The sequence below is a fragment of the Pontibacter aquaedesilientis genome (genome assembly GCF_014773225.1).
Classification (GTDB): Bacteria; Bacteroidota; Bacteroidia; order Cytophagales; family Hymenobacteraceae; genus Pontibacter; species Pontibacter aquaedesilientis.
The window spans coordinates 1-11,821 of the sequence record NZ_JACXAJ010000012.1 but is presented as its reverse complement, the minus strand read 5'-3'; the positions used below and the strand labels follow the sequence as shown (position 1 = coordinate 11,821).

Here is an 11,821-nt window from a genome sequence, read left to right as displayed (position 1 = left end):
CGCGTTCCCATAATTAACCAACAGGCCTGCACAGCAATAAGTTGTACAGGCCTGTTGGTTATATTTTCAAGCAGTATAAAATCATAAAGACTGGAGGGCTTCGCTATACCTGCTGCGCCTTATACCCCTTCAGCTTCTCTTTTTTTACGAGTTGTCTTTCAAGCAGCTTCTGTACTTCCGGCTTGTCATAGTCCTCCACCGACTGGATGTGCCTCATCACCTTTTTCATGATCTTGTCCTGCACCCGGCCCATCTCCAGCGCATAGGAGTAAGGCAGGTCCGTGAAGGTAACCATAGAGTAGAGCGGTATCCATTTGTCTGGGTATTGGGCCGATATTCTGGACTCAATTCTTTTGCGAAGCAGGAAGCGCGGGTCAGCTACTTTGTCGCGCATCTCGATGAAATTCATCACGGCCAGGTCAGCAATGGCGTCGGCGTCGGGTTTGCGACTGCGCTCAAAGGCCTTAAACAGGTTCTCCCAGTCACCATCGAAGTCGTCGAGCATTTGGTTCAGCACGAAGATGTCCTCGAAGCCGGCGTTCATCCCCTGCCCGTAAAACGGCACCACCGCATGACAGGCATCGCCAATGAGCAGTGCCTTGTCTTCGTACGACCACGGAAAGCACTTCACCGTCACCAGCGAACCGATCGGGTTTGAGAAATAGTCCTCGGCCAGGTCAGGCATCAAGGGCACGGCATCCGGAAAGGTCTGCAAGAAGAACTGAAGCAGGTCGTCGTCGGTTTTGATGCTCTCGAAAGATAGCTCTCCTTCATAAGGGAAAAACAGGGTACAGGTGAAACTACCGTCGAGGTTGGGCAGGGCAATCATCATGTACTTGCCGCGCGGCCAGATGTGCAGGGCATTTTTCTCGAGTGCCCAGCCGCCGTCTGCCGCGGCAGGTATAGTGAGTTCTTTGTAGCCGTACTCCAGGTAGCTTTGCGAGTAGTTGTAGCGCTCGGTCTTCTGCATGGCGTTACGCACCATCGAGAAAGCGCCGTCGGCCCCGAAAAGCAGTTCGGTTTGCAGTTCCTCCAGCTTGCCTGTTTCATGGTTGCGCAAGGTTGCCTTGCTTTGGCGCAAATCCAGATCGAGCAGCTGCCGATTAAAATGGTAGGTGATATCCGGATTTGGCTCTGACAGGTCCATGAGTGCAGCATTGAGCCCAGCGCGAGAAACCGAGTAAATCGATTGCCCTTCTTTGCCATAGGGCTGATAGGTGAGACTACCCTGCTCGTCGTGCATCATGCGGCCGTGCATCGGTATAGCCACTTTGCGCACGGCCTCCTCTATCCCTATACCTCTTAGCGCCTTGAAACCACGGTCACTTAGGGCCAGGTTGATCGAACGGCCACCATCTAGGACAGTTTTACGCATGTCTGGCCGGCGCTCGTAGATGTCTACTTTATGGCCGCGTTTGGCCAGGTACAGCGACAGCAGCGACCCAACCAGCCCGGCTCCCATAATGGTGATGTTCTTTCTCATAGTCATAGTGCAAGAGTATGGAATTCCTGTTTGTAAAGAAAAGCTTTCCAAACGGGAAAGGCAACACCCGCCTGCAATATGCTCTAGCTAATGATGTTCCGGAAAGTCAAGTTGATACGTGGGGCAATGGGGCGGCTGGTTTTGGGAAGCTGGTGTTGCCAGTGCCGTTGCGTGTTGCCTTGCATGAGCAGGAGGCTCCCGTGTTGCAGGGTCAGCTTCACAGGAGGTATGTCTTTTCGTTCCCGATGCCGGAATGCGAAGCCTCGCTCTCCTCCAAAACTCACAGAGGCTATACCTGGCCCCAGCGACTTTTCATCGTCGGAGTGCCAGCCCATGCTGTCCTGTCCGTGGCGGTAGTAGTTGAGCAGCACACTGTTGTATTTGTCTCCTGATGCTGCCTCCACCCGCTCCTTCAACTCCTGCAGCACGGGCAGCCAAGGCTGGGGAGCGTTGTAGAGGCCCGAGTAGGTATAGCCTTTGTCGCCGTACCAAGCCGTGAGCCGGGGCAGGGGCAGTTGCTTCCCAAACATTTTGATCTCCTCCTGCTGCCAGGCTACTTGCTCTGCCAGCCGCTGCAGGTATAGGTCACTTTCTTCTTTGGTGAAAAATTGCTGCGCGTAATATACCTCGGCCTGCGGCATTTCCAGTTTTGTGAATGCGTGTCGTTGGTTTTCCTGTTTCACGTCAGGTATAGGTTTTGATCCTGCTGCTCTCGTTGGCCGGGGCCTTACTGCTTGATGCTCTTCTTACGGTAAAAAAACCTCCTGCGACTAGAGTCCAAGTAGTCCATCACGCGGGACGCCGTAACGCCGTGCAGGAGAATGGAGACCATCACGATGAACCCCACGATAGACCACAGTCGGTCGGCGTCCGCAAAATCGACCTTGGATAAGGCAAAGGCCAGGTAGAAGAATGAGCCAATGCCCCGGATGCCGAAAAAACTGATGGCCAGTTTTTCGCGCCAGGAACAGTTAATACCAATCAGGGCCACCAAACTGGTCAACGGGCGGATGAGAAACAGGAAGCCAAGCCCGATGTATACGTCGTTCCAGGTCAGGTAGTCCAGTAGCCCGCTTACCAGACTGCCCCCGAACAGGATCAGGAGCACAACCATGAGAATGCGCTCTACCTGTAGCACAAAGTCATGCATTTCGGTGTGGTACTCGTGCTCCTCTTCGTAGCTGCTCATGGTAAGGGCCGTAAAGAACACCGCCATAAAACCGTAGCCCCCAACTATCTCCGTCAACCCATAGGACACCAGCGTGGCAGACAGTCCCACAAAACCATCTCTTGTTTTAGGGAATGCTACTTTCCTGGGGAGATAGAAAATAAGGTAGGCGAGTCCCCGACCCACCAGGTAGCCCATGCCCACACCGGCCACAATGCGGTAAATCAGATCACGCAATACCCATTCCCCGAACCAGGGTTCGTGGGTGCCTACTGCCACCGCCATCACGACGGCCAGCCAGGTAAACGGGAAGGCCATGCCATCGTTCAGCCCGGCCTCAGCCGTAAGCGAAAAGCGGACATCGTCTTCTTCTTTCTCTTTGGGGGGTCCTACCTGCACCTGTTCTGCCAGCACCGGGTCGGTGGGGGCCATTACCGCACCCAACAGCACAGCAGCGGCAGGAGCCAGCGCCAGCAGCCACCAACCCAGAGCAGCCAGTATACCAATAGACAGAATCATGGTAATGCTCACGAGCCGAAAAGGAATCTGCCAGTTCTTCCAGTTGAATTTTCGCCTAATCTTGAGGCCGGTGCCCATCAGGGAGATAATCACGCTAAGCTCGGTGAGGTGCACGGCAAATGCTTCATGCCAAATTGGGTCTGGCAAGGGAAGACCAAGCGGCAGGCTGTAAATGATGGCGCCCACTATCAGGAAAAGGATTGGGTATGACAGAAAGCTTTTCTCCAGGATAGTTGGAATCCAGGCCATGGCCAGTGCCGCTAATCCTATTATAGTAAGGGCGATTATGTAGACGTCCATGCGAGATGTGTTGTAAATGAAGGCAATATCAGCTGTGAAAGATGCTCACTGGAAAGCTTTTGGCAACCTGCCATACGGAATTCCCGGTGAGGGTGCTTATATTTACAGATAACATCAGCTTTAATACCATTGAAAGCATTAGAAAGTTTTTTAGTCTGGTTTAGCGATGCCGCCTGGGGCATGCCTTTGTTGCTTCTGTTGATGGGCGGCGGTTTTTACTTTATGTTTTACTCGGGTTTCCTGCCCTTTCGCTACCTGCGCCACGCCATCAACGTGCTACGCGGCAAATATGACGACCCCAACGACCCGGGCGATATCAACCACTTCGAGGCGCTTTCGGCTGCACTGGCGGCTACCGTAGGCATGGGCAACATCAGCGGTGTGGCCGTGGCGATCGCTATTGGCGGACCGGGGGTGCTGTTCTGGATGTGGGTAAGTGCCTTTGTGGGCATGGCCACCAAGTTCTTCACTTGCTCGCTGTCGGTGATGTACCGCGGCTACGACAGTGTGGGGCACTTGGAGGGCGGCCCGATGTACGTGATTGAAACGGGCCTTGGCAAGAAATGGAAGCCGCTGGCTGCCTTCTTCGCCGTAGCGGGACTGTTCGGAACGCTGCCTATCTTCCAGGCCAACCAGCTTACACAAGTCATTCGCGAAGTTGTGCTCGAGCCTAATGGTTTTACCACCACCGATCTTTTCTACACCAACCTGACTATTGGGCTTGTGCTCGTGTTTATCACCTCGCTGGTGATCTTCGGAGGTATACAGCGCATTGGCCACGTGGCCGGCAAAATGGTTCCGGGCATGGTGGTCCTTTACATGCTGGCCGTGTTTTATATCATGTTTGCCAACTACACCGCTATACCTGACGCCTTCGCCCTGATCTTCAGAGACGCTTTCTCGGCGCAAACCGTGCTTGGCGGTGCTGTCGGTGCCATCATTATCGCAGGTGCCCGACGGGCTGCTTTCTCCAACGAGGCAGGTATAGGCACGGCCGCCATGATGCACGGCGCTGCCAAAACCGACGAACCCATCCGCGAAGGGCTGGTGGCTATGCTCGGCCCCTTCATCGACACCATTGTGGTGTGCACGCTCACCGGTATGGCCATTATCCTGACAGGTACCTGGCAAACATCCGGGGCCAGCGGCGTGACCATGACAGCCACCGCCTTCAACAACGCCATGCCGGGTTTCGGTAGCTACGTGCTGGTGGTGTGCGTGATGATTTTCGCGTTTACCTCGCTCTTCTCCTACTCCTACTATGGCACCAAATGCTTCAGTTATCTTTTTGGCGCGAAGTACAAGCACTATTATAACTACTTCTATGTGTCCACTATCGTTTTCGGTGCCACGGCTACCATCACGGCCGTTATTGCCCTGATCGACGGCATGTACGCGATGATGGCTATACCTACCATGGTATCGGCTTTATTGCTCTCGCCGAAAGTAATGGCTGCCGCCCGGGACTATTTCAGGAGGATGAAAGAGTTTCGGGAAGAAACGGAAAAAGTGAAGGAGGTTAGGAGTTAGAGAGTTTGAGCATCTAGGAAGGGTTTAACTAAGAATTCACTGTGTCTTTGATAGCCACATGAAACACATCCAAACAGAAATTTTAATCGCCGCGAAGCCAGAGAAGGTATGGACTGTTCTTACTGACTTTGAGAAGTACGCCACTTGGAATCCTTTTATCAAGTCCATAGCGGGCGAAAAGGCGGTGGGAAAGCGACTGAAGACTTTTATACAGCCTCCGGATGGAAGTGGCATGACCTTTAAGCCTGTTGTCCTAAATTACGACACAAACAAAGAATTCCGTTGGAAAGGCAAGCTGGGCACAAGCGGTATTTTTGACGGTGAGCACTACTTCCGACTCGTCTACATGGGCGAAAACACCACTAAGTTTATCCATGGCGAAAAATTCAGCGGGCTTCTGGTCCCGCTCATGGGCGGTGTGCTCAGCAAAACCGAAAAAGGTTTCCAGTTGATGAACGAGGCGCTCAAGCGGGAGTGTGAGAAGGTATAGCTTGTGAATTAAACACGAATGAAGGACGAATGCCAGGACTGTTCCCCTGGCATTCGTCCTTACTCCAGCCCTTTTCGCATCGACACAATCCGCTGCATTTCGCTTTCGCTCTCCTGCCCTTCGGCGGCACTGTAGAAACGGGTGGTTGGGTAGGCAAATCGGATGTCGGCTGAGGCCAAGAACTCGGTAAGCACATCCTCCCAAATCTTGTTCTCGCTTTCGCGGCGGCCATTCAGGTTGCAGAGGTAGCGCACCGTGAGTTGTATACCGTTTTCCTGTACTTTGATGAACACCCTTGGCTCGAAGCTTCGGTAAAATATAAGATGCTGCTGCGCTTCTCTCCTCACGCGCTGCCCTACCTCGCCCGCCAGCTTCTCGGTATAGCGGTTCCCGATTTCCTGCAAAATCGCTCTTGCTTTTTGCCAGTTGCTCTCAAACGTAACCCGCACCTGCACCTCGTGCCACAGGAAAGGAAAGCCATAGTTGTAGTTAACCAGCCCCTGCGTGAATACCTGACTGTTGGGAACATGCACCACGCGGCCCGTGGCCTGCTCAGAGTCTACCCACTCGCCCAGTTCGTTGAGCGTAAACTGGAAGAAGGCAATGTCGATGACGTCGCCCGTATATGGGCCCACTTTGATGCGGTCGCCCACTTTGAAGGGGCGCTTCCAGATAAGGAACACCCATCCCATCATGTTCAGGATCGGGTCGCGGAGCACCACCACCAGACCGACTGAGAAGATACCCAGGAAAGTGGTAATGGACTTGAAACCGTCGAACCAGATGTTGGCCAGAATGATGATACCCAGCCCTGTTACCACATAGTTGGTTGTCTTTTTCCACTGGTACAGCTTGCGGGAGTCTGTTTGTTTGCGTGAGGCCAGCCGCAAGAGCACCCGACTGACAATCCAAAGCACAAGCAAGGCTATGAGCGACATAGCGATGCTCTCCTGTGTGGCCGCAGACAGGTCCAGGTTCTGCTCTATCCAGTATTCAATCTTGCGCATATCGCTTTGTTATCAGGCTAAATTTATCGAATCGGCGCATTTATTCAAGCTCTATTTCGATCTGCTTCCAATTGTTTTATACGCCACGGACTGCCCACAATCCACAGGATGTCCCCTTCTTCTATCACCAGCTCCGAGTCGGGGTTGAGCACACGCTCGCCCTGCTTCTCTATACCTACAATCAGGCCTTTCGTTTTTTCGCGCACACCCGACTGCCGGACGGTCCTCCCAAGCAGACCAGAGGCAGACGACACCACTAGTTTCTGCAGACTTACCTCCTCCCGGGTAGCCTCGCCGTTTTGGGCAGGTATAAGCTCCTCGTTGATAAAGGCCCGGAAGGCGTCGACCTGCTCGTCTGTGCCGAATACGTAAATTTTATCGCCGGGGAAGATGCGTTCGTTTCGGGTTGGGGCCATAATAGTGCGGCCCTCGCGCTCAATCACGGCCACATTCACGCCATATCGTTCGCGTATCTCCAGCTCAATCATGCTTTTGCCCACTACAACCGCATTCGGCGACACCTCAAAGCTGATCAGGTGGGCGTCCCATGGCACCAGGGTATGCGTCATTTTACTGGCCGCCTCAATCTCACGGGCGTTCAGGTTCGACATAAAGCGATCTTCGATCCGGGTATAGAAGTTCTGTATTTTTTGAGAGAAAAGCACCAGCAAGCCGATGATCAGCAAACTACCAACAATGGCCACCAGCACCGAAAGCACCTGATTGAGCAAAAAGCCAATGAACAGAATGGCTATACCTACCCGTGCGAACTCCAACACGATAATCAGGCTGCGGTAGTTGCGGTTGGCCCAGATACGTCCCTGCGCTTCTTTTTGCGGGTGGTATACTGCCATCGCCCACAGGAAGGGCGCCATGAATACCAGCGCGATCCCAACCGTTGTAATGCCGCCCCACACCCCGTTGATGACGTTTTCGGTGATGAACGGGTATAGAAAGTTGCCCGCCGCCAAAACAATCGCAATCAGGATGACTGAGTACACGACCAGGTTGATGACGTAAGACCGCAACAGGGTCTTCCAGTCGCTGACGGTGCTGATCGTTTCTGCCCCGGAACTATACTCATTGAGCGATTTTTTCCAACGCTCTGGCAGCATACCTTCCACGGAGCGGTGCAGCGGGTCAGCCATCTTGATCATGTAAGGCGTGGTGAAAGTCGTAATAGCCGAAACGGCCACAGCCACCGGGTATAGAAAGTCGCTGGTCACGTTAAGGGTGAGGCCCAGTGTGGCGATAATAAACGAGAACTCCCCGATCTGCGACACGCTCATACCTGACTGGATAGAGGTTTTGAGCCCCTGCCCCGCTATCAGGCCGCCGCCTGTTATACTGACCATTTTGCCGGCAATCGTTACCACCGTAATCAGTGCGATCGGCCCTGCGTATTCCACGATCATGGCAGGATTGATGAGTATACCGACAGACACGAAGAAGATGGCACCAAACAGGTCTTTCACAGAAGCCACCAAGTGCTCGATCTTCTCTGCTTTGGTAGTTTCAGCGAGAATAGAACCCATGATGAAGGCGCCCAGCGCTGGCGAGAAGCCCACCTGCGCTGCCAGTATCACCATCAGAAAGCAGAGCGCGAGAGAGACGATCAGCAAGGTCTCGTCATTCATCAGTTTGCTGGCCTTGCGCAGAAAAGTAGGTATAAGGAAGATTCCGGCCAAAAACCAAACCACCAGGAAAAAAGCCAGTTTAAGCACCGCCTGCAGCATTTCGGTGCCTGCAAACTGTTGGCTCACGGCCAGGGTCGAGAGCAAAACCAACAGCAAAATCGCCACCAGGTCTTCCACGATCAGCACACCAAATACAAGTCCTGCGAATCGCTGCGATTTAACACCTAGTTCGTCAAAAGCCCGGATGATGATGGTAGTGGAGGAGATGGAAAGTATACCGCCCAGGAACACGCTGTCCATGGTGCTCCAGCCCAGCATTTTTCCGGTAAGGTAGCCCAGCAAGAGCATGACGAGCACCTCCACCCCTGCCATAATGGAGGACGCCCCGCCCACCTTTACCAGCTTTTTGAAACTGAACTCCAGCCCGAGGCTGAATAGCAGAAAAATCACTCCGATCTCGGCCCAAACATTAATGTTCTCAACCTCCACAATGGTCGGGAACAGGTTGAAGTGCGGCCCGACCAGCAAACCCGCGATGATATAGCCCAGCACGAGCGGCTGTTTCAGCTTCTTGAAAATAAGGGTTGTAATGCCGGCTGCCCCGAGTATCAGCCCTAAGTCCATTACCAAATGGGGAAGATGTGTCATATTGAAAAGAGGTTACTTACAGGAGTGAAAGTAAAAGCATACGGGTTTAACGCAACGAAAGCATTGCAGCTCCTAATATACTTCAGAAATGATTGCCTGCGTGCAGAATCTCACAAATGAAATACAGCCACCCGTGTCACAGATCTAATGAGGCATTTTCACAAACAATAAAATTCAGGGTAAGCCCGAAAACCCTTGAAACAAAAAGGCGCGGCTATGCTCTATGACGGGATTGGTGGTAGCAGCAAACGGCCCTGAAAGCAAACGGGGAGCCAGCTTTTAAACTAGACTCCCCGTGTCAAGTGTTTTAAGCAGTTTAGCAATGTCCTTCCAGACAGGCATGTAGAATTTCGGAGAAACGGTATACTTCCTCGAAGCTGTTGTAAAGGGGTGTTGGCGCCACCCGAATCACGCTCGGCTCACGGAAGTCCACGATGATGCCGGCTTCCATCAGCTTGTCGAACAGTTCGCGGGCGTTTTGCTTTACAAGTATGGATATCTGGCAACCGCGGGCCTGCGGGTCGCGTGGGGTAATCATTTCCAGTACTTCCTTTCCTGCCTTTACATCGTTAATCAGAAACTCCAGATAGCCGGTCAGCTTCTCGCTCTTGGCACGCAGGTTAGCCATACCTGCCTCATCGAACAGTTCGAGCGAAGCGCGGTGCAAAGCGAAGGGAAGTATCTGCCCGTTGCTCAGCTGCCAGCCTTCGGCACCGGGCATGGGTATAAAGCCTTTCTTCATCTGGAACCTTGCCTGTGCGTCGTGGCCCCACCAGCCGGCGAAACGCGGCAGGTCGGGGTTGTTGGCGTGGCGCTCGTGCACAAACACGCCTGAGGTGCCGCCCGGTCCAGAGTTGAGGTACTTGTAAGTACACCAAACGGCAAAGTCTACGTCCCAGTCGTGCAACTGCATGGGCACATTGCCAGCGGCATGCGCCAAGTCAAAGCCCACCACAGCGTCCACTTCGTGCCCTACCTGGGTGATGGCCTGCATGTCGTATACCTGCCCGGTGTAGTAGTTAATGCCCCCCATCAGCACAAGCGCCAGTTCGTCGCCGTGCTCGCGGATGCTCTGCAGAATGTCTTCGGTGCGCAGGGTGTGCTCGCCCGCTCTCGGGAACAACTCTACGATGGCCTCTTCCGGGGTATAGCCATGGAACTTCACCTGCGTCTCGAGCGCATATTGGTCCGATGGGAAAGCCCCGCCCTCCATGATGATTTTGATGCGCTTGCCTTCCGGCCTGTAAAACGACACTAGCATCAGGTGCAGGTTCACGGTGAGCTGGTTCATGATCACCACTTCCTGCGGTTTGGCACCCACCACGCGGGCAGCGCCATCGGTAAGCAGCTTATGGTAGTTGAACCAAGGCTCTTCGCCTTTGAAGTGACCTTCTACGGCGTAGTTGGCCCACTTATACATCTCGTTGTCAATGTACATCTGTGCTGACTTGGGCTGCAAACCGAGCGAGTTACCACAGAAGTAAATGGCGTCTTGCCCGTTTACCTGCGGAAAGTAAAAGCGTTCTTTGAAATGCTTGAGTGGGTCGAGGTTATCTTGTTCCTGCGCAAAGGCAAGGGTATTTTGGTAGTTCATTTTTCTGGTGCGGGTATAACATGATAAGGCACAGCCTGCAAAAGACGCTGCGCTATGATGTCGCAAGATAACAAAATGAACAGGAAATTGGGATGTGAGCTATACCTTACTGTGTTGCAAGTTTAGCAGTAGGTCAGTAGTTTGGTATTATCGGTTTGTGTATGGTGTGTATGCTGAAAGGTATACGCCTTGCTGTGCTTCAATTTTTATTCAGTCCCAAATACTTCCCCATTTAGTGTGTGCGTGCAGCAATCACAGTAAGGTGTCATTTCTTTTGCCGTCAGTTCAGAATTTGTTAGCTGTAGTTTATTCTCGTTATCCACATACATTCCTGAGAAAAAGGAAGATTCTCCAACCCGTACAAAATCCTTTCTATCATCTTCATTTAGAGCCACTATCCAGAATATGGGATCGGTCTTATCCAAACGGGATTTTGCTTCCCTAAACACTTCATTCCAGTCATTGCCAACATTGGATAAGAGAAACCTGAAAAGAGGTGTGTAGTCAAGTCCTCTTTCGCTTTTACCATGCATTGAGCCTTTAACCTGTTCAATTGTTTCCCGCTTTTTGTTCTTTGAATATTTAAAGTCACCCCCAAAGTTGTGCCTTACACCTCTTGCTCGTGTATTCACCTTTCTATATAATGGCTTCTTGTCTTTATTCATTTTGGTTTTGATGAAAAACAATGGGCTGGTCTAAACTGTAGAGAAGCTAAATTTTATTGTGGTTAGAGCAGGTCATTTTAATATCTGTAACAGCTTACCTGATTTATTCGCTACCAAAACTTTGTCAATTGTCTTGGTCATGTAATGCTCTGAGATAAATTTAACTGTATCATTTATTATAGAAATAGAATCAAAACTATTGAATGAACCTATTTGGTGATCATAAAGATCATCATATTGCCAGTCGTAATTACCTGTCAATAGATCAATTTTACCCACAAAACCAATAGTTGTCACGTGACTCTTTTCCCCAACTACAATGGGTTGCCCAAGATTAAAACCAGGTATATGGCTCCAGAAAATACTTTCTCCTGTTTTACGATCGAGTAGTTCAATAATACTAACCCCATCTTCTCCATCAGTATCACAGTGATATACCAACAAGTTGTTATCGTAATGAAGGAGATAAAAATTATTTATGAAGCCATTGGTCTGTAATTTGAAATTTTTGGTGGAGGAGCCATTGATACACTTCTCTATAATCTCACCACTTTCTGTAGAGATAGAATACCTGTATCCATTAAGGTTTACAAAAAGAGAATCATACTCCTGCGGGTATTCGTGATCGCTTTTCGCTTCAGTAGGATATAAAATTTGGGTTGTGGTCTACAATGTATGATGCGGGAATAAGTATGGCAGCAAGGGTGTTTACAGGAAGTTATGTGCGAGATAACTATCCAGGTAAATTGCCCCTACTGCCACAGTATGAAGGTAGTAAAA

At 51.5% G+C, this 11,821-nt stretch carries 10 protein-coding genes; 2 read left to right on the top strand and 8 right to left on the bottom strand.

Annotation, left to right across the window (positions count from 1 at the left end):
- Positions 1–103 precede the first annotated feature (103 nt).
- The 3 genes from H9Q13_RS17010 to H9Q13_RS17000 all read right to left on the bottom strand — a co-directional run bounded on the left by H9Q13_RS17010 (position 104) and on the right by H9Q13_RS17000 (position 3,470).
- The gene (locus H9Q13_RS17010; protein WP_191185014.1) at positions 104–1,489 is read right to left on the bottom strand and encodes an FAD-dependent oxidoreductase; all 1,386 of its coding nucleotides are present in this window, start codon (positions 1,487–1,489) and stop codon (positions 104–106) included.
- Between the two features lie 77 nt (positions 1,490–1,566).
- Entirely contained in the window at positions 1,567–2,166 is a 600-nt protein-coding gene (locus H9Q13_RS17005) for an alpha-ketoglutarate-dependent dioxygenase AlkB family protein (RefSeq protein ID WP_317173912.1), read from the bottom strand.
- A gap of 44 nt (positions 2,167–2,210) precedes the next feature.
- Positions 2,211–3,470 (bottom strand): cation:proton antiporter, encoded by a 1,260-nt coding sequence (locus tag H9Q13_RS17000; RefSeq protein WP_191185013.1) that lies wholly within the window; start codon positions 3,468–3,470, stop codon positions 2,211–2,213.
- A gap of 180 nt (positions 3,471–3,650) precedes the next feature.
- Between H9Q13_RS17000 and H9Q13_RS16995 the strand changes: the two genes are divergently transcribed.
- Both H9Q13_RS16995 and H9Q13_RS16990 read left to right on the top strand, forming a co-directional pair.
- On the top strand, positions 3,651–5,000 hold the full coding sequence (locus H9Q13_RS16995) for an alanine/glycine:cation symporter family protein (RefSeq protein ID WP_394367986.1): 1,350 nt from the start codon (positions 3,651–3,653) through the stop codon (positions 4,998–5,000).
- 58 nt (positions 5,001–5,058) lie between these two features.
- Positions 5,059–5,490, top strand: a complete 432-nt coding sequence (locus H9Q13_RS16990) for an SRPBCC domain-containing protein (RefSeq protein ID WP_191185011.1) — start codon at positions 5,059–5,061, stop codon at positions 5,488–5,490.
- Between the two features lie 59 nt (positions 5,491–5,549).
- On the opposite strand, the gene H9Q13_RS16985 is transcribed toward H9Q13_RS16990, so the two are convergent.
- From H9Q13_RS16985 to H9Q13_RS16965, 5 genes are all read right to left on the bottom strand, one after another.
- Complete coding sequence (locus tag H9Q13_RS16985; protein ID WP_191185010.1) at positions 5,550–6,497, bottom strand: mechanosensitive ion channel family protein; 948 nt, start codon at positions 6,495–6,497, stop codon at positions 5,550–5,552.
- Positions 6,498–6,541: 44 nt separating this feature from the next.
- Positions 6,542–8,782 (bottom strand): cation:proton antiporter, encoded by a 2,241-nt coding sequence (locus H9Q13_RS16980; protein ID WP_191185009.1) that lies wholly within the window; start codon positions 8,780–8,782, stop codon positions 6,542–6,544.
- A gap of 316 nt (positions 8,783–9,098) precedes the next feature.
- On the bottom strand, positions 9,099–10,376 hold the full coding sequence (gene kynU, locus H9Q13_RS16975) for a kynureninase (protein ID WP_191185008.1): 1,278 nt from the start codon (positions 10,374–10,376) through the stop codon (positions 9,099–9,101).
- Positions 10,377–10,582: 206 nt separating this feature from the next.
- The gene (locus H9Q13_RS16970; protein WP_191185007.1) at positions 10,583–11,041 is read right to left on the bottom strand and encodes a hypothetical protein; all 459 of its coding nucleotides are present in this window, start codon (positions 11,039–11,041) and stop codon (positions 10,583–10,585) included.
- Between the two features lie 72 nt (positions 11,042–11,113).
- Positions 11,114–11,485, bottom strand: a complete 372-nt coding sequence (locus H9Q13_RS16965) for a hypothetical protein (RefSeq protein WP_191185006.1) — start codon at positions 11,483–11,485, stop codon at positions 11,114–11,116.
- Positions 11,486–11,821 lie beyond the last annotated feature (336 nt).

Bases quoted from the DNA above. Each gene is read 5' to 3' on its own strand.
- kynU (WP_191185008.1), bottom strand. From the start codon at position 10,376: ATGAACTACCAAAATACCCTTGCCTTTGCGCAGGAACAAGATAACCTC.
- H9Q13_RS16980 (WP_191185009.1), bottom strand. From the start codon at position 8,782: ATGACACATCTTCCCCATTTGGTAATGGACTTAGGGCTGATACTCGGG.
- H9Q13_RS16990 (WP_191185011.1), top strand. From the start codon at position 5,059: ATGAAACACATCCAAACAGAAATTTTAATCGCCGCGAAGCCAGAGAAG.
- H9Q13_RS16985 (WP_191185010.1), bottom strand. From the start codon at position 6,497: ATGCGCAAGATTGAATACTGGATAGAGCAGAACCTGGACCTGTCTGCG.
- H9Q13_RS16970 (WP_191185007.1), bottom strand. From the start codon at position 11,041: ATGAATAAAGACAAGAAGCCATTATATAGAAAGGTGAATACACGAGCA.
- H9Q13_RS17010 (WP_191185014.1), bottom strand. From the start codon at position 1,489: ATGACTATGAGAAAGAACATCACCATTATGGGAGCCGGGCTGGTTGGG.
- H9Q13_RS16995 (WP_394367986.1), top strand. From the start codon at position 3,651: ATGCCTTTGTTGCTTCTGTTGATGGGCGGCGGTTTTTACTTTATGTTT.
- H9Q13_RS17000 (WP_191185013.1), bottom strand. From the start codon at position 3,470: ATGGACGTCTACATAATCGCCCTTACTATAATAGGATTAGCGGCACTG.